This is a genomic window from Mesorhizobium escarrei (assembly GCF_935825525.1).
Classification (GTDB): domain Bacteria; phylum Pseudomonadota; class Alphaproteobacteria; order Rhizobiales; family Rhizobiaceae; genus Mesorhizobium; species Mesorhizobium escarrei.
Genome location: NZ_CAKXZT010000117.1, coordinates 140,167 through 162,494, shown reverse-complemented (window position 1 = coordinate 162,494; position 22,328 = coordinate 140,167). Strand labels below are relative to the sequence as shown.

At 62.4% G+C, this 22,328-nt stretch carries 23 protein-coding genes; 11 read left to right on the top strand and 12 right to left on the bottom strand.

Annotated features, from left to right (window positions below):
• Window positions 1–255: 255 nt before the first annotated feature.
• Both recA and alaS read left to right on the top strand, forming a co-directional pair.
• Complete coding sequence (gene recA, locus NMG80_RS10795) at window positions 256–1,353, top strand: recombinase RecA (protein ID WP_023798282.1); 1,098 nt, start codon at window positions 256–258, stop codon at window positions 1,351–1,353.
• Between the two features lie 266 nt (window positions 1,354–1,619).
• Window positions 1,620–4,286: an alanine--tRNA ligase gene (alaS, locus tag NMG80_RS10790; RefSeq protein ID WP_254018066.1), complete on the top strand. Its 2,667-nt coding sequence runs from the start codon at window positions 1,620–1,622 to the stop codon at window positions 4,284–4,286.
• A 256-nt stretch (window positions 4,287–4,542) separates the two neighbouring features.
• Here alaS and NMG80_RS10785 read toward each other — a convergent pair whose 3' ends face one another.
• Complete coding sequence (locus NMG80_RS10785) at window positions 4,543–5,169, bottom strand: glutathione S-transferase family protein (protein ID WP_254018065.1); 627 nt, start codon at window positions 5,167–5,169, stop codon at window positions 4,543–4,545.
• A 13-nt stretch (window positions 5,170–5,182) separates the two neighbouring features.
• Window positions 5,183–6,394, bottom strand: a complete 1,212-nt coding sequence (locus NMG80_RS10780) for an NADP-dependent isocitrate dehydrogenase (RefSeq protein WP_254018064.1) — start codon at window positions 6,392–6,394, stop codon at window positions 5,183–5,185.
• Window positions 6,395–6,611: 217 nt separating this feature from the next.
• On the opposite strand from NMG80_RS10780, the gene NMG80_RS10775 reads away from it, so the two are divergent.
• The 8 genes from NMG80_RS10775 (at window position 6,612) to NMG80_RS10735 (ending at window position 13,284) form a co-directional block, all read left to right on the top strand.
• Window positions 6,612–7,463, top strand: coding sequence for an RNA methyltransferase (locus NMG80_RS10775; RefSeq protein ID WP_254018063.1), 852 nt, complete (start codon window positions 6,612–6,614; stop codon window positions 7,461–7,463).
• Window positions 7,464–7,580: 117 nt separating this feature from the next.
• Window positions 7,581–8,393, top strand: a complete 813-nt coding sequence (gene murI / locus NMG80_RS10770; protein ID WP_254018062.1) for a glutamate racemase — start codon at window positions 7,581–7,583, stop codon at window positions 8,391–8,393.
• A gap of 62 nt (window positions 8,394–8,455) precedes the next feature.
• Window positions 8,456–8,644 carry a DUF3008 family protein gene (locus NMG80_RS10765; protein ID WP_023717374.1) on the top strand — a complete coding sequence of 63 codons (189 nt, stop codon included), beginning with the start codon at window positions 8,456–8,458 and terminating at the stop codon, window positions 8,642–8,644.
• A gap of 366 nt (window positions 8,645–9,010) precedes the next feature.
• Entirely contained in the window at window positions 9,011–9,628 is a 618-nt protein-coding gene (rpsD, locus tag NMG80_RS10760; protein ID WP_127317332.1) for a 30S ribosomal protein S4, read from the top strand.
• Window positions 9,629–9,766: 138 nt separating this feature from the next.
• Window positions 9,767–10,654: a tRNA 2-thiocytidine(32) synthetase TtcA gene (ttcA, locus tag NMG80_RS10755; RefSeq protein ID WP_254018061.1), complete on the top strand. Its 888-nt coding sequence runs from the start codon at window positions 9,767–9,769 to the stop codon at window positions 10,652–10,654.
• Window positions 10,644–11,471 carry an inositol monophosphatase family protein gene (locus NMG80_RS10750; protein WP_254018060.1) on the top strand — a complete coding sequence of 276 codons (828 nt, stop codon included), beginning with the start codon at window positions 10,644–10,646 and terminating at the stop codon, window positions 11,469–11,471. The genes ttcA and NMG80_RS10750 overlap by 11 nt, the downstream gene beginning before the upstream one ends.
• 141 nt (window positions 11,472–11,612) lie before the next feature.
• Entirely contained in the window at window positions 11,613–12,791 is a 1,179-nt protein-coding gene (gene ppaT / locus NMG80_RS10740; protein WP_254018059.1) for a pyridoxamine--pyruvate transaminase, read from the top strand.
• Window positions 12,792–12,882: 91 nt separating this feature from the next.
• Window positions 12,883–13,284 (top strand): TonB C-terminal domain-containing protein, encoded by a 402-nt coding sequence (locus tag NMG80_RS10735; protein ID WP_254018058.1) that lies wholly within the window; start codon window positions 12,883–12,885, stop codon window positions 13,282–13,284.
• 13 nt (window positions 13,285–13,297) lie between these two features.
• On the opposite strand, the gene NMG80_RS10730 is transcribed toward NMG80_RS10735, so the two are convergent.
• The 5 genes from NMG80_RS10730 to NMG80_RS10710 form a co-directional block, all read right to left on the bottom strand.
• Window positions 13,298–14,458 (bottom strand): multidrug effflux MFS transporter, encoded by a 1,161-nt coding sequence (locus tag NMG80_RS10730; protein ID WP_436798586.1) that lies wholly within the window; start codon window positions 14,456–14,458, stop codon window positions 13,298–13,300.
• A 257-nt stretch (window positions 14,459–14,715) separates the two neighbouring features.
• Window positions 14,716–15,051, bottom strand: a complete 336-nt coding sequence (grxD, locus tag NMG80_RS10725; protein ID WP_023798253.1) for a Grx4 family monothiol glutaredoxin — start codon at window positions 15,049–15,051, stop codon at window positions 14,716–14,718.
• Window positions 15,052–15,225: 174 nt separating this feature from the next.
• On the bottom strand, window positions 15,226–15,459 hold the full coding sequence (locus tag NMG80_RS10720; RefSeq protein ID WP_077371549.1) for a BolA/IbaG family iron-sulfur metabolism protein: 234 nt from the start codon (window positions 15,457–15,459) through the stop codon (window positions 15,226–15,228).
• An 86-nt stretch (window positions 15,460–15,545) separates the two neighbouring features.
• Window positions 15,546–17,786: a phosphoribosylformylglycinamidine synthase subunit PurL gene (gene purL / locus NMG80_RS10715; protein ID WP_254018057.1), complete on the bottom strand. Its 2,241-nt coding sequence runs from the start codon at window positions 17,784–17,786 to the stop codon at window positions 15,546–15,548.
• A 143-nt stretch (window positions 17,787–17,929) separates the two neighbouring features.
• A complete protein-coding gene (locus tag NMG80_RS10710; RefSeq protein WP_254018056.1) occupies window positions 17,930–19,342 on the bottom strand; it encodes an aminotransferase-like domain-containing protein in 1,413 nt (470 codons plus the stop codon).
• Between the two features lie 92 nt (window positions 19,343–19,434).
• Here NMG80_RS10710 and NMG80_RS10705 point away from each other — a divergent pair, with 92 nt between their 5' ends.
• The gene (locus NMG80_RS10705) at window positions 19,435–19,680 is read left to right on the top strand and encodes a DUF1127 domain-containing protein (RefSeq protein ID WP_254018055.1); all 246 of its coding nucleotides are present in this window, start codon (window positions 19,435–19,437) and stop codon (window positions 19,678–19,680) included.
• Window positions 19,681–19,803: 123 nt separating this feature from the next.
• On the opposite strand, the gene NMG80_RS10700 is transcribed toward NMG80_RS10705, so the two are convergent.
• The 5 genes from NMG80_RS10700 to purC are packed head-to-tail and all read right to left on the bottom strand — an operon-like array spanning window position 19,804 to window position 22,282.
• Window positions 19,804–20,220 carry a hypothetical protein gene (locus NMG80_RS10700; RefSeq protein ID WP_254018054.1) on the bottom strand — a complete coding sequence of 139 codons (417 nt, stop codon included), beginning with the start codon at window positions 20,218–20,220 and terminating at the stop codon, window positions 19,804–19,806.
• 44 nt (window positions 20,221–20,264) lie between these two features.
• Window positions 20,265–20,933, bottom strand: coding sequence for a phosphoribosylformylglycinamidine synthase subunit PurQ (gene purQ / locus NMG80_RS10695; RefSeq protein ID WP_254018053.1), 669 nt, complete (start codon window positions 20,931–20,933; stop codon window positions 20,265–20,267).
• Window positions 20,930–21,184, bottom strand: coding sequence for a hypothetical protein (locus tag NMG80_RS10690; protein ID WP_254018052.1), 255 nt, complete (start codon window positions 21,182–21,184; stop codon window positions 20,930–20,932). The genes purQ and NMG80_RS10690 overlap by 4 nt, the downstream gene beginning before the upstream one ends.
• 18 nt (window positions 21,185–21,202) lie before the next feature.
• Window positions 21,203–21,445: a phosphoribosylformylglycinamidine synthase subunit PurS gene (gene purS, locus NMG80_RS10685; RefSeq protein WP_023798246.1), complete on the bottom strand. Its 243-nt coding sequence runs from the start codon at window positions 21,443–21,445 to the stop codon at window positions 21,203–21,205.
• A gap of 42 nt (window positions 21,446–21,487) precedes the next feature.
• The gene (gene purC, locus NMG80_RS10680) at window positions 21,488–22,282 is read right to left on the bottom strand and encodes a phosphoribosylaminoimidazolesuccinocarboxamide synthase (protein WP_023674725.1); all 795 of its coding nucleotides are present in this window, start codon (window positions 22,280–22,282) and stop codon (window positions 21,488–21,490) included.
• Between the last annotated feature and the right edge of the window lie 46 nt (window positions 22,283–22,328).

The window sequence follows — 22,328 nt, the reverse complement described above, 5'->3', positions numbered from 1 at the left end:
TTGCCCGGGTGGAGACTAGGTTGTCCGGCGGAACCCGGCAACCCGAAGCCGCGATTCGGGACATGCCCAGCAGAATCCTGCGGGGGAAGCTGGATATATCTTGGGCTGAAAAGGCGAAACAAAAAAAGAACAAATGTAGATATTAATTGTTTTTCAGACATTTGCCGCCCCTTGCCAAACGAGAACAAAAAAGGTACAAACTGATAGGGATTACGGATTGTCCGGCCTTCATTGACGACCAAGGGGTGATGTATCATGGCTCAGAATTCTTTGCGGCTTGTAGAGGACAAAACGGTGGACAAATCAAAGGCTCTGGATGCGGCGCTGTCGCAAATCGAGCGTGCCTTCGGCAAGGGCTCGATCATGCGGCTCGGCGCAAACGAGCAGGTCGTCGAGATCGAAACGGTGCCGACCGGTTCGCTTGGCCTCGACATCGCGCTCGGCGTCGGCGGCCTGCCGCGCGGCCGCATCATCGAGATCTACGGGCCGGAAAGCTCGGGCAAGACGACGCTGGCGCTGCACACTGTGGCGGAGGCCCAGAAGAAGGGCGGTATCTGCGCCTTCGTCGATGCCGAGCACGCGCTCGACCCGGTCTATGCCCGCAAGCTCGGCGTCGACCTCGAAAACCTCTTGATCTCGCAGCCCGATACCGGCGAGCAGGCGCTGGAGATCTGCGACACGCTGGTGCGTTCCGGCGCCATCGACGTGCTGGTGGTCGATTCGGTCGCGGCGCTGACGCCGCGCGCCGAAATCGAAGGCGAGATGGGCGATTCGCTGCCCGGCCTGCAGGCCCGCCTGATGAGCCAGGCGCTGCGCAAGCTGACCGCCTCGATCTCGCGCTCCAACACCATGGTGATCTTCATCAACCAGATCCGCATGAAGATCGGCGTCATGTTCGGTTCGCCCGAGACCACGACCGGTGGCAACGCGCTGAAATTCTATGCTTCGGTGCGCCTCGACATTCGCCGTATCGGCTCGGTCAAGGACCGCGACGAGGTCGTCGGCAACCAGACCCGCGTCAAGGTGGTCAAGAACAAGCTGGCGCCGCCCTTCAAGGTGGTCGAGTTCGACATCATGTATGGCGAGGGCGTGTCCAAGACCGGCGAATTGGTCGACCTCGGCGTCAAGGCCGGCGTGGTCGAAAAGTCGGGCGCCTGGTTCTCCTACAATTCGCAGCGTCTCGGCCAGGGCCGCGAGAATGCAAAACTGTTCCTGCGCGACAATCCCGACACGGCGCGCGAAATCGAATTGGCACTACGGCAGAATGCCGGGCTGATTGCGGAGAAGTTCCTCGAGAATGGTGGTTCCGAAGGCGGAGACGATGGTTTCGAGGACGAAGCTGGCGCCATGTAGGCTTCGGCAGTGGGCGGAGTTTGGCCATGATTCCCGCTCATCACCTCCAGCCTATGTAATCGAGTTCTGTATTGTTGCGTTCGAACCGCCGGCCTAGCGCCGGCGGTTTGCGTTTCAGCGGTGGCGTCGAGATGACCGACAAGCCCCGCAAATTGGCCCAATTCCGTGTTTCTGGACAGGCTGCAACGCGGCGGCTAAAAGGCCATGTCCATTTGCCGTCGGCCGGGCCGAGGGCTCTCTCTAAAAGCTAAAAGGCAGTGTTATTCATGAGTGGCGTGAACGAGATCCGGTCGACATTCCTCGACTATTTCCGCAAGGAGGGTCACGAGGTCGTCGCGTCGAGCCCGCTGGTGCCGCGCAACGACCCGACACTGATGTTCACCAATGCCGGCATGGTGCAGTTCAAGAACGTTTTCACCGGCCTGGAAAAGCGACCCTATTCGCGTGCCACGACCGCTCAGAAGAGTGTTCGCGCCGGCGGCAAGCACAACGACCTCGACAATGTCGGCTACACCGCGCGCCACCTGACCTTCTTCGAGATGCTCGGCAATTTCTCGTTCGGCGACTATTTCAAGGAGCGCGCCATCGAGCTTGCCTGGAACCTGATCACCAGGGAGTTCGGGCTGAAGAAGGACAAGCTGCTGGTCACGGTCTATCACACCGACGACGAGGCTGCCGGCTACTGGAAGAAGATCGCCGGCTTTTCCGACGATCGCATCATCCGCATTCCGACCTCGGACAATTTCTGGGCAATGGGCGACACCGGACCTTGCGGTCCGTGCTCGGAGATATTCATCGACCGCGGCGAGCACATCTGGGGCGGCCCTCCCGGCAGCCCCGAGGAAGATGGCGACCGTTTCCTGGAATTTTGGAACCTGGTGTTCATGCAGTACGAACAGGTGACGAAGGACGAGCGCATCGACCTGCCGCGCCCGTCGATCGACACTGGCATGGGCCTGGAGCGCATGGCCTCCATTATGCAAGGGGTGGAGAGCGTCTTCGAGACCGACCTGTTCCGTCACCTGATCGAGGCCGCGTCATCCGCGCTCGGCCGCGGGCCGGATGCCGACACCGTCGCCTCGTTCCGCGTCATCGCCGACCATCTGCGTTCGTCCTGCTTCCTGGTGGCAGACGGCGTGCTGCCGTCCAATGAAGGCCGCGGCTACGTGCTGCGTCGCATCATGCGCCGCGCCATGCGCCATGCGCAGCTTTTGGGCGCCCGTGATCCGCTGATGTGGCGGCTGGTGCCGGCGCTGGTGCGCGAGATGGGCCAGGCCTATCCGGAACTGGTGCGCGGCGAACAGATGATCACCGAGACGCTGAAGCTTGAAGAAACCCGTTTCCGCAAGACGCTGGTGCGCGGCTTGGGCCTGCTTTCGGAAGCGACGGAAAAGCTGGGTGCCGGCGACATGCTGGATGGCGAGACAGCCTTTAAGCTCTACGACACCTATGGCTTTCCGCTCGATCTGACGCAGGACGCGCTGCGTCGGCGCAACATCTCGGTCGATCTTGCCGGCTTCACCAATGCGATGGAGCAGCAGAAGGCGGAGGCGCGCAAGAGCTGGGCTGGTTCCGGCGAGGCCGCGACCGAAACAGTGTGGTTCCCGGTGCGCGAGAAGAACGGCGCCACCGAATTCCTCGGCTACGAGACCGAGCAGGCGGAAGGCCTCATCCAGGCGCTGGTCAGGGACGGCAAGATCGTCGACAGTGCCGCCAACGGCGACGCGGTTGCCGTAGTCGTCAACCAGACGCCGTTCTACGGCGAATCCGGTGGCCAGGTGGGCGACACCGGCGTCATTTCAGGCGAAGGGTTCTTGATCGAGATCTCCGATACGCAGAAGAAAGCGGACGGGCTTTTCGTGCATCTCGGCAAGGTGGCCGACGGCACGGTCAACACGGGCGCGACCGTCGAGCTGAAGGTCGACCATGCGCGCCGCTCCAGGCTGCGCGCGAACCATTCCGCGACGCATCTGATCCACGAAGCGCTGCGCGAGGTGCTGGGCACCCATGTCGCGCAGAAGGGCTCCCTGGTCGCGCCCGAGCGTCTGCGCTTCGACATTTCGCACAACAAGCCGATCTCGCCCGACGAACTCGAAGAGGTGGAGCGGATGGCGAACGAGATCGTCGTCCAGAACAGCCCGGTCTCCACGCGGCTGATGTCGGTTGACGATGCCATTGCCGAAGGCGCCATGGCGCTGTTTGGCGAGAAGTATGGCGATGAAGTGCGCGTCGTTTCGATGGGCACGGGCTTGCACGGCGCCAAGGCGAACCGGCCCTATTCGGTCGAGCTCTGCGGCGGCACGCATGTCAGGGCGACCGGCGACATCGGTCTAGTGCGCGTGGTGTCGGACAGCGCTGTCGCCGCTGGCGTTCGCCGCATCGAGGCGTTGACCGGAGAGGCGGCCAGAAAGCATCTCGACGAGCAGGACAAGCGGCTGAAGGCGGTCGCGGCCGCGCTGAAGATTTCGCCGGCCGACGTGCCGGCGCGCGTCGAGGCGCTGCTGGACGAGCGCAAGAAACTCGAGAAAGAACTGACCGAAGCGCGCAAGAAGCTGGCGTTGGGCGACCGCTCGCCAGCCGGTGTGCCTGCGGAAAACGAGACCATCGCCGGCGTCGGCTTCCTCGGCAAGGCTGTATCGGGCGTCGCGCCAAAGGATCTAAAACCGTTGGCCGATGCCGGCAAGAAGTCGCTTGGCTCCGGCGTCGTCGTCTTCGTCGGCGCCGGCGAGGACAACAAGGCAAGCGTCGTGGTCGGCGTCACCGACGACCTGACCGGCCGCTTCAGCGCTGTCGATCTGGTGCGTGTGGCGTCCGCGGCATTGGGCGGGCAGGGCGGCGGCGGTCGGCCTGACATGGCCCAGGCCGGCGGCCCGGATGCCTCGAAAGCCGAAAATGCGATCGCTGCGGTGAAGGCGGCACTGGAGGCGGCTTGATCGGTTGCTGGGTGGGCTTTGCTATGAAGGCTCGGGTTCCTCGCCCCCACGGAAGTGGGGGAGAGGTGGCCGCGAAGCGGCCGGAGAGGGGGCCTGCGCAATCACACGAAAAGAAAGCCTGTGTCGGCCGTATGAAAAGACGTTCGAGGCTGGGTATGCCGATTTCCCCTCTCCGTCTCGGCTTCGCCGAGCCACCTCTCCCCGCAAGCGGGGCGAGGAACCCAAGTCCTGCCAAGTTGCCGTGCCTCGCAGCGGTTCATTCAGCCTTTTCGGTCTTCGCAAAACTCTCCCGTCCGGCGATGCGAGCCCACCAGGCCTGGATATCGGCAAACTCGGCCAACAGGTTTTGTCCGTCGGCAACCTTGACGAAATAGCCGATGATGGGTGCTGCATGCAGGTCGGCGAGCGTCAGTTGTGCTCCCAACAGCCATGGCCCCGCAGCTTTCAGCGATGAGAGCGCCTGTAGTGTCGTTCTCGCCTGCCGAAGCCCATTGGCGATCAGGGTCTCGTCAGGCGCCGTCTTCTCCAGCCGCTCGACGGCGACATCCCAGACCATGGCCCGATAGGCGTAGGCGTCGAGCATGCAGATGATCTGGTTCATACGCGCGCGAGGCCGGGCTTCGATCGGTCGCAACGCCGGGCCGTCGAAGGCTTCGTCGACATAGCGGGCGATCGCGCTGGTCTCATAGAGGCGAAAGCCGTCATGCTCGAAGGCGGGGATGCGGCCGAACGGCTGATGGTCGAAATACCAGCCTGGAATGCCGTCCGCCGCAAAGATGTCGACCGGCACGAGTTCATAGTCGATGCCTTTTTCCTCGAGTGTGAGGCGGACGATGCGCACATAGACGCTGTAGTCCGCCCCGTAGACGACGGGCCTGCACACAACGCTAGTCTGGTCAGGCCATCGCTTTCTGCAGATTCTCGTCGATCTTGTCGAGGAAGCCGGTGGTCGAAAGCCATGGCTGGTCGGGACCGATCAGCAGCGAAAGATCCTTGGTCATGAAGCCGGCCTCGACGGTCTGGATGCAGACCCTTTCCAGCGTCTCGGCAAAGCGCTTCAGCTCGGCATTGTCGTCGAGCTTGGCGCGATGGGTGAGGCCGCGCGTCCAAGCGAAGATCGAGGCGATCGAATTGGTCGAAGTTTCCTCGCCCTTCTGATGCTGGCGATAGTGGCGGGTGACGGTGCCATGTGCGGCCTCCGCCTCCACCGTCTTGCCGTCCGGGGTCATCAGCACCGAGGTCATCAGGCCGAGCGACCCAAAACCTTGCGCCACCGTGTCCGACTGCACGTCGCCATCATAGTTCTTGCAGGCCCAGACATAGCCGCCCGACCATTTCAGGCTGGAGGCGACCATGTCGTCGATCAGCCGATGCTCGTACCAGATCTTTTTCGCCTTGAATTCGGCTTCGAACTCGGCCTCGTAGACTTCCTGGAAAATGTCCTTGAAGCGGCCGTCATAGGCCTTGAGGATGGTGTTCTTGGTCGAGAGGTAGACCGGGTAATTGCGCAATAGGCCATAATTCAGCGAGGCGCGGGCGAATTCGCGGATCGACTCATCGAGGTTGTACATGGCCATGGCGACGCCGGCGGCCGGCGCATCGAACACGTCATGCTCGATCACCTTGCCGTCCTCGCCGACGAACTTGATCGTCAGCTTGCCCTTGCCGGGGAAGCGGAAGTCGGTGGCGCGGTACTGGTCGCCGAAAGCGTGACGGCCGACGATGATCGGTTTGGTCCAGCCGGGCACCAGCCGCGGCACGTTCTTCATGATGATCGGCTCGCGAAAGATGGTGCCGCCGAGAATGTTGCGGATGGTGCCGTTCGGCGACTTCCACATCTTCTTCAGCCCGAATTCCTCGACGCGCTGCTCGTCGGGCGTGATCGTCGCGCATTTCACGCCGACGCCATGCTTCTTGATGGCATTGGCCGCATCGATGGTCACCTGGTCGTTGGTGGCGTCGCGGTGCTCGACGCCGAGGTCATAGTACTCAAGCTTGAGGTCGAGATAGGGGTGGATCAGCTTGTCCTTGATGAACTGCCAGATGATGCGGGTCATCTCGTCGCCGTCGAGCTCGACGACCGGGTTCGCCACCTTGATCTTCGCCATGGAAAGAATGCCTCATTGTTGGGGATCGGAACGGCCTTGCCCGCATGGCTTCGGCCGGGATGCGGCCCGTATATCAAAGCATTTTTGGCCGCGCAAACGGCGATCCGCGCGGGCGTGCTCGACCATCGCCATCGGCCACTCTTTGCGAAAGCTTCATTTTCGCGACCGGATATGGCAGGGAACGCTGAAATGCCGCAAACAGCAGTTCATTGAGACAATGCAAGCCAGCAACGACATCCTTCCTGCCACAGGCCCGGCGATCATCCTGGTCGAGCCGCAGCTCGGCGAGAATATCGGCATGGTCGCGCGCGCCATGGCGAATTTCGGTCTGTCCGAACTGCGCCTCGTCACCCCGCGCGACGGCTGGCCAAGCGAAAAGGCGCGCGCCGCCGCAAGCCGCGCCGATCACGTCATCGATGCCGCTAGGGTATATGACGATCTTGCCTCGGCGGTCGCCGACCTGAACTTCGTCTTCGCCACCACGGCGCGCGCGCGCGACAATTTCAAGCCGGTGCGCGGACCGGTCGAGGCGGGCAGGGCGCTGAGAGCGCGGCAGCGATCCGGACAGCGCACCGGCATCCTGTTCGGCCGCGAGCGGTTCGGGCTCTACAATGACGAGGTCGGCCTCGCCGACGAGATCGTCACCTTCCCGGTCGATCCCGCCTTCTCTTCGCTCAACATCGCTCAGGCGGCCCTGCTGATGTCCTATGAATGGATGAAGTCGGGCCTGGAAGATGAGACCAAAACCAATTTCTCCAGTCCCGACATGATGCCGGCGACCAAGGAACAATTGCACGGCCTGTTCGCCTATCTGGAGGGCGCGCTCGAAGCGCGCGGCTATTTCCGCCCGGCGCCGAAGAAGCCTAAAATGGTCGACAATCTGCGCGCGGTGCTGACGCGTGCCGGCCTCGCCGAGCCGGAGCTCAAAGTGCTGCGCGGCATAATATCATCGCTGGACCGGTTTTCGCCGGCCATGCCGCGCGGCGACGGATCGCCGGGCGATGATCCAAGACGGCTTCCGGCAGCGGCGGCGCGCGCCGCCAAGGGGACAGACAAGGACCAGGCCTAAGAGACAGTCTCTCGCCGTAACCGAATGTTATTTGGTGTGGTCCATCGTCCTAAAATGATGGATCAGGAATGTGTGACCATCTTGCCGCCGCGGGCCGCAGCCTCCTAGACGATGACAATGACCGATCCTTCAAGCGCCAGCCCGATCCTGATGTTCGATTCCGGCATCGGCGGCCTGACGGTGCTGCGCGAAGCGCGGGTGCTGATGCCCGACCGCCGCTTCGTCTATGTCGCCGACGACGCGGCTTTCCCCTATGGCGCTTGGGAGGAAGTGGCGCTGAGGGCACATGTGCTGGAGCTGTTCGGCAAGCTGCTCGACCGTTTTTCGCCGGCCATTTCGGTCATCGCCTGCAACACCGCCTCGACACTGGTCATCGACGCGTTACGCGAAAGATTTCCCGGTCATCCTTTCGTCGGCACGGTGCCGGCGATCAAGCCGGCGGCGGAACGCACGCGCTCCGGGCTGGTTTCGGTGCTGGCGACGCCGGGCACCGTCAAGCGCCAGTATACGCGCGACCTGATCGGCAAATGGGCGCAAAAATGCCATGTCCGTCTGGTTGGCAGTGACAGTCTGGCGGGACTGGCCGAGGTCTATATGCGCGATGGCTTTGTCGATGAAGAGGCGGTGCGTGCCGAGATCGCGCCGTGCTTCGTCGAACATGATGAACTGCGGACCGACATCGTCGTGCTTGCCTGCACCCACTATCCCTTTCTGGCCAATCGCATGCGCAAGACGGCACCTTGGCCCGTCGATTGGCTCGATCCCGCCGAGGCGATCGCGCGACGCGCGCTCTCGCTGCTCGCGGGCACCGAGGCCAGCCACCGCGGCGAGGCGTTGCCGGAAGGCGCCGACCTTGCTGTCTTCACCTCGAAGCGGGTCGATTTCCCGACTCGCCGCCTGATGCAGGGGTTTGGGCTGGCGATTTCCTGATATCCGGGAACATCACCGCGACCGGTGCGTTTTTTCCTCATCGCAAGACGGGAGAAACGATCATGCCAGCCACTTCAAAAGCCCAGCAGAAAGCCGCCGGCGCGGCATTGTCGGCCAAGCGTGGCGAGACCAAAAAGAGCGAGCTCAAAGGCGCTTCGAAGGGAATGTACAAGTCGATGAGCGAAAAGCAGCTCGAGGAATTCGCCGAGACCAAGCGCAAGGGCCTGCCCGAGAAGAAGTCGAAACACTAGCCGCTTGTCCGCAGCCGAGGTCGGGTCCCATGGTTGGATAGCCGCGGTCCAGCACACAGCGCGGGGAACCGCGGCGTATCCGCTGCCATCACGACGCCTGCGCCGACCTTGACACCAGTTAAATCTCCGTTTAATCAGCCCACCAACGCTGGGCCGCAACGCCCGGTGGTTTCTTTATGTGCGCAAGACGTTTGGGAAGCCGCTCTATTCTTCCCGGAATCTTGTCTAGAATGACGTGTCCCGTGGGTTTTCCGCCGCGTTGCGTGGGAGAACCCTGTCAGGTCTCGAAAACGGGGGCCAGAGGAGGGCGCGTTTCCTTCACCCGGACCATGAGGTTCCGGGTGTATCTTTTTGAAAGGGAATGCGATGAGCAAGCGCGAATCCGCGAAATACAAGATCGACCGCCGTCTCGGCGAAAACATCTGGGGCCGCCCAAAATCCCCGGTTAACAAGCGCGAATACGGTCCCGGCCAGCACGGCCAGCGCCGCAAGGGCAAGCTTTCCGATTTCGGCCTGCAGCTGCGTGCCAAGCAGAAGCTGAAGGGTCACTACGGCGACGTCTCGGAAAAGCAGTTCCGCAAGGTCTATGAAGAGGCGAACCGCCGCAAGGGCGACACCTCGGAAAACCTGATCGGCCTGCTCGAGTCGCGTCTCGACGCGGTCGTATACCGCGCCAAGTTCGTGCCGACCATTTTTGCCGCTCGCCAGTTCGTCAATCACGGCCACATCAACGTCAATGGCAAGCGCGTCAACATCGGCTCATATCGCTGCAAGCCGGGCGACGTCATCGAAGTGCGCGAAAAGTCGAAGCAGCTGGTGATTGTCCTGGAATCGGTAGGCCTGGCCGAGCGCGACGTGCCCGATTACATCGAGGTCGACCACAACAAGATGACCGCGACTTTCGGGCGCATCCCCGGGCTGTCGGACGTTCCCTTCGCCGTGCAAATGGAACCGAACCTGGTCGTCGAATTCTATTCGCGCTGATCGATTTCTTCATCTGCGACATCATCGAAGGCCGCCCTCGAGGCGGCCTTTTCTTTTGGGCTTCTGAAAATCGATTTCGATTTTCGGGCCGATGCGCTAATCCGGGCAGCAACAAAAGACTTTTGGGGCCGCCGCGCCATGAACATGCTGCCAGAAACCATCGAACCGATCACTGACGCCGCAGGCGGCTTTCATCCGCTGTTTGCCGATGTGCCGTCCTCCGTCGAATTCAACAAGCTGCGCAAGCGGCTGCTGCGTCTCGCCCGTCAGGCGATCGACGATTTTTCGATGGTGAGGCCCGGCCATCGCTGGCTGGTCGCCTTGTCTGGCGGCAAGGATTCCTACGGCCTGCTTGCGTTGCTGCTCGACCTCAAATGGCGCGGGCTGCTGCCGGTCGACCTGTTGGCCTGCAATCTCGACCAGGGCCAGCCGAATTTTCCGAAACACATTCTGCCCGATTATCTCAACACATACGCCATTGCGCACCGCATCGAATATCAGGACACCTATTCGGTGGTGACTGAAAAGCTTCCCCAGGGCAGTACCTATTGTTCGCTGTGCTCGCGGCTCAGGCGCGGCCATCTCTACCGCATCGCGCGCGAGGAGGGCTGCTCGGCTTTGGTGCTCGGCCACCACCGCGAAGACATTCTCGAAACCTTTTTCATGAACCTGTTGCATGGCGGGCGCCTCGCCGCCATGCCGCCAAAACTGCTCAACGACGACGGCGACGTCATGGTGCTGCGGCCGCTCGCCTATTGCGCCGAGGCCGATCTCGAAAAATTCGCCGGCGCCATGAAGTTCCCGATCATCCCATGCGATCTGTGCGGAAGCCAGGACGGCTTGCAGCGCAATGCGATGAAGGCGATGCTCGACGACCTGGAAAAGCGCATGCCCGGCCGCAAGGACACGATGATCCACGCCATGACCAATGTGCGGCCCTCGCATCTGCTCGACAGAAAGCTGTTCGATTTCGCCGCTCTCAACGAGGCCCTGACCGCAAGGCAAGACGTTCCCGATGACATTTGACGATACCGCGATCGACTGGCTCGCCAAGCTGCTGTCAGACGCCGCCATTGCCGAGATCATGCCGCGCTTTCGCCGGCTGGACGAGGGCGACGTCCGCCAGAAGACCTCGGCAGCCGATCTGGTGACGGAGGCCGATGTGAGTGCCGAGCGGCTCATCACCGTCAGGCTGCGTGAGCGCTACCCCCAGGCGATGATCGTCGGCGAGGAAGCCTGCTCCGACGACCCGGCGCTGCTCCAGGGCCTCGGCGAATCCGATCTCGCCTTCGTCATCGATCCCGTCGACGGCACTTTCAATTTCGCCTCAGGCGTGCCGCTGTTCGGCGTCATGCTCGGCGTCGTGGTGAAGGGTGAGACCGTCGCCGGCATCATTCACGATCCCGTCGGCAAGGACTGGCTGATCGGCGCCAGGGGTGCTGGCAGCCACATACGGCATGCGCATGGCACTTTGGAGAAGGTGCATGTCGCCGAGCCTGCGCCGATCTCGCAAATGACCGGCGCGGTTTCCTGGCAATATATGCCCGAGCCGGAACGGTCACGGCTGGCGCGCAACCAGACGAAATCCTTGTCGCAATTCGGCTATCGCTGCGCGGCACACGAATACCGCCTGCTGGCGAGCGGCCACGCCCACTTCGTCGTCTACAACAAGCTGATGCCGTGGGATCATCTGGCCGGTGTGCTGATCCATGCCGAGGCAGGTGGTTACGCGGCGCGTTTCGATGGCAGCACCTATCGGCCTTCGGATGTCGGCGGCGGCCTTCTTGTCGCACCGGACGAAGCAAGCTGGCGCGAACTGCGCCGGGAACTCTGGGCGGAATAGGCCGTTTGGCATCGATCCGGATGAAGCTGGCCGAGGATTGTGGCGCCGAGCTGATGTATTCGCACGGCATGGAGAACTTCAAGACCTATCGGACCGGCACGCAGTTCTACGGCTGATCGCCGCCGATGCGGAGACAAGACGATGCGCTATCTCGAACACGCCGAACCGGTCATCACGCTTACCGCCGGGCCGGTGAACGCCTATCCCGATGTGCTGCGCGGCCTCGGCCGCACCGTGCTCTACGATCACGATCCGGCATTCCAGCTCTTTTACGAGCGTGTGGTCGACAAGGCGCAGAAGACGATGCGGCTGTCGAACAAGCCGGTCATTCTGCATGGCGAGCCGGTGCTTGGCCTGGAGGCGGCGGCAGCCTCCCTGATCACGCCCGACGACGTCGTGCTCAACCTTGCCTCCGGTGTCTACGGCAAGGGGTTTGGCTATTGGGCGAAGCGCTATTCGCCGCATCTGCTCGAAATCGAGGTGCCTTACAACGAGGCGATCGACCCGCAGGCGGTTGCGGCAATGCTGGAATCGCATCCGAAAATCAGCATCGTTTCCGTCTGCCATCACGACACGCCGTCGGGCACCATCAACCCCATCGACGCCATCGGCGCGCTGGTTTCGGCGCATGGCGCCTATCTGATCGTCGATGCCGTTTCGTCCTTCGGCGGCATGAAAACGCATCCGGAGGACTGCAAGGCCGATATCTATGTCACCGGCCCGAACAAATGCCTCGGCGCGCCTCCCGGCCTGACGATGATGGGCGTCAGCGAGCGGGCCTGGGCCAAGATGAAGGCCAATCCCCTGGCGCCGCGCGCGTCGATGCTCAGCATCGTCGACTGGGAGCATGCGTGGTCGAGGGACAAGCCGTTTCCGTTCACGCCGTCCGTTGCGCAGATGAACGGGCTCGACGTCGCGCTCGACCTCTACCTCAGCGAGGGCCCGCCGGCGGTGTGGGCACGTCACGCACTCACCGCCAAGGCCATGCGCGCTGGCGTCGCCGCGATGGGTCTGTCGATCTGGGCGGCCAGCGACACCTTCGCATCGCCGACCACGACTGCCGTCAGGACGCCCGAAGGCATCGACGAGGAGGCGCTTCGCCAGGCCGCGCGCGCCCGCTACGGCGTGGTGTTTTCGTCTGGCCGCGGCGAAACATTGGGCAAGCTGACACGCATCGGCCATATGGGCCCGACCGCCCAGCCGATCTATGCGATCGCGGCGCTGGCGGCACTTGGCGGCGCGATGAATGCCTTGGGCCAGAAACTCGCGGTCGGCAGAGGCATCGATGCGGCGCTGGCCGTTATCGACGCCGACGTCTGAAAGGATCCATCCGCCGCGCGGATATCGATGGAGGCTTTCGTTGAAAAATTTGCCTACGTTACATTTATGCGCGCGAAACCGGAGATCCGGAATGAAACCTCGGTCCGCAATTGTCGGCCTTGCCCTTGCCCTGGTTGCCGGTCCTGACGCGGCAACATCGCAGGAACGCGGCTGTCGCAGTCCCGATCCCGTCGACACCATAAACGAGATGTTCTCTGCGATCGTCGCCTGCTGGGAGCCGCCGCCCGGAACCGCGGGCATGACCCTGACGCTGCAGTTCTCAATTCGCCGAAACGGCACGCTTATCGGCAAGCCTCGCGCCACTTACTCCCGTCTAGGGGATGATGGCAGCCTCAACCGGGCCTTCGTCGCCTCCGTCCTCGATGCTCTCAACAAGGCTCTGCCACTGCCCGTTTCAGACAGCATGGGTGGAGCGATCGCAGGGCGTATGCTGTTCCCTCGCTTCACAGCAGCAAGTGAGGGTGAATCCTAAACCGCGTCCGGCATTAAACCGGCGGGTTCTGCGGCTGGAAGAATTTGCCGCGCTCGGCGATCAGCACCATCACCAGTGCGCCAAGCGACACGCTGCAGAATCCGGCGGCCAACGGAGTCACCGTGCCGTTGAAGGCCTGGCCGATCAGCGTGCCCAGCACGCCGCCGAGGAAGGTCTGCATGAAACCCAGAATGGACGATGCCGTGCCGGCCAGTTGGCCGAGCGGCTCCATGGCGAGCGCGTTGAAATTCGCGCCGAGCGCGCCGAACGGGACCATCGCACAGGCAAAGAAGGTGATGAAAAGCCAGAGCGGCATCTTCATTTGGATGGAAACGACCAGCCAGGCGAGGCTGATGGCCAGAAACAAGAGCAGCGCGCTCTGCGACAGGCGGCGCATGCCAATGCGGCCGACGAGGCGCGAATTCAGATAGCTCGAAAAGGAGAGCACGCCGGCTATCCCTGCGAAAATGACGGGGAACATCTCGCCGACTTTGAACACATCGACGTAGATCTGCTGTGCCGAGGCGATGAAGCCGAACATGGCCGCGAAGATGAAGGTGCTGGCAAAGGCGTAGCAGAGCGCCATGCGATTGGTCAGCACGATGCGGAACCCGCCAAGGACGGATGATGCCGTCAGCGGCCGGCGATATTCGGGATGCAGCGTTTCCGGCAGCCGCAGCAGCGACCACGCCGAGACGATCAGGGCGCCTGCCGCCATGGTGATGAAGATCCAGTGCCAGGAGGCAAACAGCATGATGAACTGGCCGATGCCTGGCGCCACCACCGGAATGGCCATGAACACCATGAAGATCAGCGACATGACCTCGGCCATGCGCCGGCCTTCGAACGTGTCGCGCACGATCGAGACGGCGATGACGCGCGTGGCCGCCGCACCAATGCCTTGCACCAGCCTGCACAGAAGAAGAATGGCGAATGTCGGGGCGACTGCCGCCGCAGCCGCCGCCGCGACATAGATCACCAGTCCGACGACCAGCGGAGCACGGCGTCCGAAGCGGTCAGAGATCGGCCCGAAGAAGAGCTGCCCGCCGCCAAAGCCGAGAATATAGGCGGCAATCACATATTGGCGGTGGTTTTCATTTTCCACGCCGAGCGAGGCGCCGATCTGCTGCAGCGCCGGCAGCATGATGTCGATGGCCAGCGAGTTGAGCGCCATCAACGCCGCGCACAGCGCGATGAATTCCCAGCGCGGAATAGGCAAGGTATCCGCCTGTTGCTGCGCGTCTGCATGCTGATCCACGGCAAAGTCCGATCTTCAAACGAAAAAGCGCCGGCGCACCGGCGCATTCATTCGTCTTGTGCCCCGATACCGGGGAGGTAATCAGTCTGCCGAGATGGGGGCTGGCCCGGCGTTTAGCGCATGACCCCGAAATCGGGATCGATTTCGGAAAGGATCATGCGCAAACAAGAAATTCAGGCGGCGCCTTTGACGCTGACGCCCTTTTCGACGAGGAACGTCTGCAGTTCGCCAGCCTGGAACATCTCGCGGACGATGTCGCAACCGCCGACGAACTCACCCTTGACGTAGAGCTGAGGGATCGTCGGCCAGTTGGAGTATTCCTTGATACCTTGCCGCAGCTCGGCCGAGGTCAGCACGTCGACGCCCTTGTAGTCGGCCCCGATATAGTCGAGGATCTGCACGACCTGACCGGAAAATCCGCATTGCGGGAAACCAGGCGTGCCCTTCATGAAGAGAACGACGTCGTTGGCCTTCACTTCGCTGTCGATGTAGTCGTTGATACCGCTCATAGAAAATCCTTTCATGCCCGTGGGAGTCGGGCTCGAAACATACCCTTTCAAATAAACCCATAGGTTGCCTGAAACAAGACGTTTGCCGCCTCGTCACGCAAATGGCGCAAAGGATGGCCTGGGCCAAGAGCATCGGACGGCTATCTTCCCAAGCCAGCAAAGCCCTAAAAAAGCTTATTCCGGCACGCTGGTCTGCAGTGCGAGCGCGTGCAGCACGCCGCCCATGTTGCCCTTCAGCGCGTCGTAGACCATCTGATGCTGCTGGACGCGGCTTTTGCCGCGAAAGCTTTCGGCCACCACTTCGGCCGCATAATGATTGCCGTCGCCGGCCAGGTCGCGAATCGTCACCTTGGCGTCCGGAATGCCTTCCTTGATCAACCGTTCGATGTCGTGCGCGTCCATTGCCATGCGAGGATTCCTTGTTCATGTCGTGATCTCATAGATATGATCGAAATGGCGGATGAACCACACCGAAACGGGCCCGCTCGATCAAATCAGGGGTCCACGACCTCATTTGCCATGAAGCGAGGAAACCAGGATTCGTGGGCAGCGGTCAATTCGCCGACAGGGATCGCCCGTGCCTCGCCGAGTTTCAACTCACGGCCGCCGGTCGAGCCGATCCACGGCGCGAAAATACCGAGCTTGCTTTGCTGTTCGCGAATGGCGTCCCATTCGTCGCTCTGCGGATCGATCGACAGCGTCAAGAGATAGCGGCCCTGATCCTCGCCGAACCAGACCGGGATCGGGTCGGTCCCGACCAGGCCGGGGACGGTCGCGCCGATGCCGGACGCCATCGCCATTTCGGCCAGCGCGACGGCAATGCCGCCATCGGAAACGTCATGCGCTGATGTCACGACGCCGGAGGCGATCAGCGCGCGTACATGGTCGCCGACGCGCTTTTCATGGTCGAGATCGACCGGCGGCGGCGGGCCGTCGGTGCGGGCATGAATGTCGCGCATATAGGCCGACTGGGCGAGATGCGTTCCCCACATCGACGGCGCGCCGACCAGCAGGATCATCTGGCCCTCGGCGGCAAAGCCGATCCGCACCATCCTGGACCAGTCAGCGATCAGTCCGACGCCGCCGATGGTCGGCGTCGGCAAGATGCCTTGCCCGTTGGTTTCGTTGTAGAGCGAGACATTGCCGGAGACGATCGGAAAGCCGAGCGCGCGGCAGGCGTCGCCGATGCCTTTCACGGCGCCGACCAACTGGCCCATGATCTCGGGTCGTTCCGGATTGCCGAAATTGAGGTTGTCGGTGGCCGCGAGCGGCAGGGCGCCGGTGACGGTAAGATTGCGCCAGCATTCGGCCACCGCCTGCTTGCCGCCCTCGTAAGGGTCGGCCTCGCAATAGCGCGGCGTCACGTCGGAGGAGAAGGCAAGCGCCTTGGTCGGATGACCCTCGACGCGCACCACGCCGGCATCGCCGCCCGGAAGCTGCAGCGAATTGCCCTGGATCAGCGTGTCGTACTGCTCCCATACCCAGCGGCGCGAGGAAAGGTCGGGTCCGCCGAGCAGTTTCAACAGCGACTCGGCGACGTCGGCTTGAGGTGAATCGCCGGCCGCCAGGGGCACCGGCTTCCTCGGCTCGGCCCAGGGACGGTCATATTCCGGGGCCTGGTCGCCAAGGTCCTTGATCGGCAGATTGGCGACCTCGTCGCCCTGGTGCAGCACGCGAAAGCGCAGATCGTCGGTGGTCTTGCCGACGATGGCGAAGTCCAGGCCCCATTTGTGGAAGATCGCCTCGGCTTGCTTTTCCTTTTCGGGGCGCAGCACCATCAGCATGCGCTCCTGACTCTCCGACAGCATCATCTCATAGGCGCTCATGCGCTCCTCGCGCACCGGCACCTTGTCGAGGTCGAGCTCAATGCCGAGGTCGCCCTTGGCGCCCATCTCGACCGCCGAGCAGGTGAGGCCGGCAGCACCCATGTCCTGGATGGCGATGACGGCACCGGACGCCATCAGTTCGAGGCAGGCTTCGAGCAGGCATTTTTCGGTGAAGGGGTCGCCGACCTGAACCGTGGGCCGCTTCTCGTCGATCCTGTCGTCGAATTCGGCCGAGGCCATGGTGGCGCCGCCGACACCGTCGCGGCCGGTCTTGGCGCCGAGATAGACGACCGGCAGGCCGACGCCCTTGGCTTCCGACAGGAAGATGGCATCAGTCTTGGCCAGCCCCGCCGCAAAGGCGTTGACCAGGATGTTGCCATTGTAGCGCGCGTCGAAATTGACCTCCCCGCCGACCGTCGGCACGCCGAACGAATTGCCGTAGCCGCCGACGCCGGCAACGACGCCGGCAACCAGATGCCTGGTCTTGGGATGGTCCGGCGCCCCGAAGCGCAGCGCGTTCATTGCCGCGATCGGCCGCGCGCCCATGGTGAAGACGTCGCGCAGGATGCCGCCGACGCCGGTCGCCGCACCCTGATAGGGCTCGATGAAGGAGGGGTGGTTATGGCTCTCCATCTTGAAGACGACGCAGTCGCCGTCGCCGATATCGACCACGCCGGCATTCTCGCCCGGCCCCTGGATGACCTGCGGCCCGGTAGTCGGCAGCGTGCGCAGCCACTTTTTCGAGGATTTATACGAGCAGTGCTCGTTCCACATCGCCGAGAAGATGCCGAGCTCGGTAAAGCTCGGCTCGCGCCCGACCAGGTCGAGGATGCGCTGATATTCGTCGGGCTTAAGCCCGTGAGCGGCAATGAGTTCCGGAGTGATCGGCACGGAATTGGAAATGGTCATGGGCGGCAATTTATATCCTTGGGATCGAGTCCCGTCTTATCGCAAGCTTTGCAGCCGATACACCCATCAAGCGACGAAAAACGATGGAAAGGGTGCAGCAAGTAGCGAAAGATCGCCACTCGGCCCGCCGGTTTCAAGCCGGTTCAGGAGAAGCTGTCGTAGCCGGCGCGGCCCTCGTCCAGCAGCCGCCGGATCACGCCGACGCCGCCCGCGATGTCCTCTCGCCGACTCGGCTGTGAAACGCCGAAACGCACGCCGTGGAAAACCTGCTCGGAACGGCCCGCCTTGAACTCGTCCTCGTCGTCGATGAGCACGCCATGTTCGAGACAGGCATTCTTGAAGGTGCCGGAAAGCCATGGATCGGGCAGGGTGAGCCAGACGAAGGGCACATTGTCCACTGCCTTGAAGTCGAACCCGGCCAGCGTCTCGCGTACGATCGCCATGCGCGCGTTGATCTCGACGATGCTGCGCTTGCGCATTTCGCTGGCCTGGCCGGACAGAACCAGCCGGCTACACACTTCCGCCAGCAGGAAGGGGAGGCCACCCGTCAGCATCTTGTGAGCGACCCGGATCCGGTGGCGATAGGCCGGCGGGCAGGCGAGCCAGCCGCCGCGAACGCCCGCCGCAACGGATTTCGACAGGCCGCCGGCAACGATGGTCCGTTCGGGGGCATATTCGGCCAGGAGCGGCGTCGGGTCGTCGGTCAGATCGCCATAGAGATCGTCCTCGATCAGGATGACATTGTATTCGCGCGCGACGCGCGCGATGGCCTCGCGGCGCGTTGCCGACAAGGTCGCCAGTGTGGGGTTCTGGGCCGTCGGCATCAGGAACATCATTTTCGGGTGTTTTTGCGCGCAGACGCGCTCGAAATCCTCTGGATCTATGCCTTCCGCGTCCGACGTCACCAGCGCGGTGCGGCGGCCGATCAGGCCGGCGCTGCGTGAAATCTGCGAATAGGTGAGGTGCTCGAAGACGATGTAGTCGCCAGGCGTGGTCAGCGCGGCAATCGCCGCCATAACCGCGGCATGGGTGCCGAGCGTCGGAACGATGCCATCGCGGCTTGGACGAAACGAATTTCGCGACAGCCAGCTGCAGCCGGCCTCGAACCAGCGGTCGGGAAAATCCCGCGTATAGCTTGAAATCTCATACGGATGGTCCTGCGCCGTTCGCGACAGCACATCGGCGACGATGGCTCCCTGGCCAGTATCAGGCGCGGCCGTGCTGTCGAAGCGCAGTTTGCCGCGAGGCGCATCGATAGAGCGCGTGCCTTCCACCTGCGGGTCGGGCGCCAGCAGATCGGTTTTGGTGTCATGCCGGCCCAGGACATAGGTTCCGCGTCCGACTTCGCCGCTTACGAGCCCCCGCTCGCGCAACAATTGGTAGGCCCGACCGACCGTGCCGACGGTCGTGCCGATGTCGTATGCCAGATCGCGCTGCGGCGGCAGTTTCGCCCCAGCGGCGATCACGCCACGGTCGATGTCCGTTTCGATGGAATCTGCAAGCCGCTGATAGAGGGGCCCGGAGCCGGCGGAAAGGTCGGGAAGCCAATTTGTCATGGTGACAATTTTTTATATTGCACCGTTTTGAGAGTCAATACATATGTGACTGCGCGATAAATAGGTACAATCTCGAATTTGGTAGCAAGAAAATGGCTGCAATCGATACAATCCGTCACACGAGAGCTGAATTGCTCGGAGTCCGCCCGTCAGGCCGGCAAGGCTATGTCCGTCGCCTGGTGCGAACGGTCAGCTCACTCGCAAACCGCATCAACAGCCTGCTGGATCGCCGGCGCAGCCGGCTGGTCTTGCTGGAAATGACCGACGATCAGCTCAAGGATATCGGCATCTCGCGTGCCGACGCCCACCGTGAGGGCCTGAGGCCGTTCTGGGACTGAGAACACGCCTCGCGTGCCCCCGTCTCAGCCGCCATCGACGCCGCAACGGCGATGCAGAATTGCAGGACAAGCGCGGCCAGGCCTCTGATCAGACCGGCGATCTGCAGGAACCGGCTCACAGCCCTATGCAGCCGCACCGCAGGCCGGATTGCCTGTCTGCCAACGCGCGATATCCGAGCCGATGCGTGCACCGAGCGCCTCGTTCATCAGCGGACCGTACACGTCCACCCGGCGTGAATTGCCTTGCGCCTGCACGACCAGCAACGGCTTTCCGCCATAATGCTTGACCGGAACCAGCAGGAAGCGCGGCGTGCCGGTGAACGAATTCAGTTCGTTGGCCATCTGATAGGGCTTGAAGGCGGGATCCTTGCTGGCAATCCAGCATTTGTGGGCGGCGATCGCCACCTGTTCCATGGCAAGCAGCGCCGCACTCTTGCCAGAAGGCGCCGGCGCGCTTTTCGGCTTCGACTGGCAGGAGGCGAGCACAAGGCCGGCGGTGGCGACGAGTGCGAGGCGGGCGATCGTCTGTCTCGGGCTCATGCGTCGCCTATGTCGAATTCGGAAAAAGACGAACGCTGAAGATATCAAGCGGCGATACCAAGGGCACTTTCGAACAGTGCCCGGCCGTCGCTGCCGCCATGCGCCGCTTCGATCAGATTCTCGGGATGCGGCATCAGGCCGAGCACATTGCCCTGGCCGTTGATGATGCCGGCAATATCGTTGATCGAGCCGTTGGGATTGGTGCCTTCAGCATAGCGGAACACGACCTGGCCTTCGCCTTCGAGCCTGCGAAGCGTCTCGGCGTCGGCAAAATAATTGCCGTCATGATGCGCCACCGGCGAGCGAATGATCTGGCCCGGCTGATAGCGGCGGGTGAACATCGTGTTGGCGTTGGCGATCTGCAGCTTGACTTGCCGGCAGACGAATTTCAGCGACGTGTTGCGCATCAAGGCGCCCGGCAGCAGGCCGGCCTCGACCAGGATCTGGAAGCCGTTGCAGACGCCGATGACCATGACCCCCTTGGCCGCCATTTCGGAGACCGCCCGCATCACCGGCATGCGCGCGGCAATGGCGCCGCAGCGCAGATAATCGCCGAAGGAGAAGCCCCCCGGAATGGCGATCAGGTCGACATCGGGGATTTCGCTATCGGTCTGCCAGACGGTGACCGGCGGCGTTCCCGAAATCTTGGTCAGCGCCGCGATCATGTCGCGGTCACGGTTGAGGCCAGGGAGGAGGACTACTGCTGATTTCATTTCGGTTCGAAAGGCCTCTGGGCTTCGGCGAGTTCGCGCAATTCGAGACGGCGCTCTATGCGTTCGAGACGATCGTCCTGACGGCCAAGAATGCCGTAAATGTTATGGATGTCGTTTTGGGTTGCGACCATGTGACCCCGAACGACGTTCAACTCCCGCTTCACTCCGGAAACATCTTGTCGAAGTTCAGCAACTTCGTGGTGTACGCGATTCAGGAGTTCGTACATCAACTCGTTCGTGGCCTCAGTCATATACCCTCCGGCACAACCTCAGGTAATGGCCACACTATAGTTCTCAATCACCGTATTCGCCAGAAGCTTGTCACACATAGCTTTGAGATCGGCTTCGGCCTTGGCCTTGTCGCTCTCAGCAAGCTCGACATCGAAAACCTTGCCCTGCCGCACCTGGCCGACGCCGTCAAAGCCCATCCCGGACAATGCGTGTTCGATCGCCTTGCCTTGCGGGTCGAGCACGCCGTTCTTGAGGGTGACGGTAATGCGGGCCTTGATCACGCTGGACATGCTCCTGTTCGCAGTATTGAGCGGCAAAAAATCTCAGTGCGGCTTGCCTTTGACGCCATCGGTCGAGGCGACGAGCACTGGTCCAGCGGGACGCGGCGGCTCGTTCTCGTTCATGATGCCGAGGCGGCGGGCGACTTCCTGATAGGCTTCGACCAAGCCGCCCATGTCGCGGCGGAAACGATCCTTGTCGAGCTTGTCCTGGGTCGCCACGTCCCACAGACGGCACGAGTCCGGCGAGATCTCGTCGGCAACGACGATGCGCATCATGTCGCCTTCGAACAGCCGGCCGCATTCGATCTTGAAGTCGACGAGCTGGATGCCGACGCCCATGAACAGGCCGGAGAGGAAGTCGTTGACGCGGATGGCCAGCGCCATGACGTCGTCGATCTCCTGCGGGCTTGCCCAGCCGAAAGCGGTGATGTGCTCTTCAGACACCATCGGGTCGTCGAGCGCATCGGCCTTGTAATAGAATTCGATGATCGAGCGCGGCAGCACGGTGCCTTCCTCGATGCCAAGACGCTTGGCCAGCGAGCCGGCGGCGACGTTGCGCACGACCACCTCGAGCGGGATGATCTCGACTTCCTTGATCAGCTGCTCGCGCATGTTGAGCCGGCGGATGAAATGGGTCGGAATGCCCATCCGGTTGAGATGGTTGAAGATGTGCTCGGAAATGCGGTTGTTGAGCACACCCTTGCCATCGACGATTTCGTGCTTTTTCTTGTTGAAAGCGGTCGCGTCGTCCTTGAAGAACTGGATCAGTGTTCCCGGCTCAGGGCCCTCATAGAGGATCTTGGCCTTGCCTTCATAAATGCGGCGGCGATTTTTCATCTGATGTTTTCTCTGGATTTCCGGGCAGGCGGCAAGCGACCAGTTC

What these genes read in the sequence shown, in the direction of transcription:
- recA (WP_023798282.1), top strand. Translation starts at nt 256, where the DNA reads ATGGCTCAGAATTCTTTGCGGCTTGTAGAGGACAAAACGGTGGACAAA.
- alaS (WP_254018066.1), top strand. Translation starts at nt 1,620, where the DNA reads ATGAGTGGCGTGAACGAGATCCGGTCGACATTCCTCGACTATTTCCGC.
- NMG80_RS10780 (WP_254018064.1), bottom strand. Translation starts at nt 6,394, where the DNA reads ATGGCGAAGATCAAGGTGGCGAACCCGGTCGTCGAGCTCGACGGCGAC.
- NMG80_RS10775 (WP_254018063.1), top strand. Translation starts at nt 6,612, where the DNA reads ATGCAAGCCAGCAACGACATCCTTCCTGCCACAGGCCCGGCGATCATC.
- murI (WP_254018062.1), top strand. Translation starts at nt 7,581, where the DNA reads ATGACCGATCCTTCAAGCGCCAGCCCGATCCTGATGTTCGATTCCGGC.
- NMG80_RS10765 (WP_023717374.1), top strand. Translation starts at nt 8,456, where the DNA reads ATGCCAGCCACTTCAAAAGCCCAGCAGAAAGCCGCCGGCGCGGCATTG.
- rpsD (WP_127317332.1), top strand. Translation starts at nt 9,011, where the DNA reads ATGAGCAAGCGCGAATCCGCGAAATACAAGATCGACCGCCGTCTCGGC.
- ttcA (WP_254018061.1), top strand. Translation starts at nt 9,767, where the DNA reads ATGAACATGCTGCCAGAAACCATCGAACCGATCACTGACGCCGCAGGC.
- NMG80_RS10750 (WP_254018060.1), top strand. Translation starts at nt 10,644, where the DNA reads ATGACATTTGACGATACCGCGATCGACTGGCTCGCCAAGCTGCTGTCA.
- ppaT (WP_254018059.1), top strand. Translation starts at nt 11,613, where the DNA reads ATGCGCTATCTCGAACACGCCGAACCGGTCATCACGCTTACCGCCGGG.
- NMG80_RS10735 (WP_254018058.1), top strand. Translation starts at nt 12,883, where the DNA reads ATGAAACCTCGGTCCGCAATTGTCGGCCTTGCCCTTGCCCTGGTTGCC.
- NMG80_RS10730 (WP_436798586.1), bottom strand. Translation starts at nt 14,458, where the DNA reads ATGGCGCTCAACTCGCTGGCCATCGACATCATGCTGCCGGCGCTGCAG.
- grxD (WP_023798253.1), bottom strand. Translation starts at nt 15,051, where the DNA reads ATGAGCGGTATCAACGACTACATCGACAGCGAAGTGAAGGCCAACGAC.
- NMG80_RS10720 (WP_077371549.1), bottom strand. Translation starts at nt 15,459, where the DNA reads ATGGCAATGGACGCGCACGACATCGAACGGTTGATCAAGGAAGGCATT.
- purL (WP_254018057.1), bottom strand. Translation starts at nt 17,786, where the DNA reads ATGACCATTTCCAATTCCGTGCCGATCACTCCGGAACTCATTGCCGCT.
- NMG80_RS10710 (WP_254018056.1), bottom strand. Translation starts at nt 19,342, where the DNA reads ATGACAAATTGGCTTCCCGACCTTTCCGCCGGCTCCGGGCCCCTCTAT.
- NMG80_RS10705 (WP_254018055.1), top strand. Translation starts at nt 19,435, where the DNA reads ATGGCTGCAATCGATACAATCCGTCACACGAGAGCTGAATTGCTCGGA.
- NMG80_RS10700 (WP_254018054.1), bottom strand. Translation starts at nt 20,220, where the DNA reads ATGAGCCCGAGACAGACGATCGCCCGCCTCGCACTCGTCGCCACCGCC.
- purQ (WP_254018053.1), bottom strand. Translation starts at nt 20,933, where the DNA reads ATGAAATCAGCAGTAGTCCTCCTCCCTGGCCTCAACCGTGACCGCGAC.
- NMG80_RS10690 (WP_254018052.1), bottom strand. Translation starts at nt 21,184, where the DNA reads ATGACTGAGGCCACGAACGAGTTGATGTACGAACTCCTGAATCGCGTA.
- purC (WP_023674725.1), bottom strand. Translation starts at nt 22,282, where the DNA reads ATGAAAAATCGCCGCCGCATTTATGAAGGCAAGGCCAAGATCCTCTAT.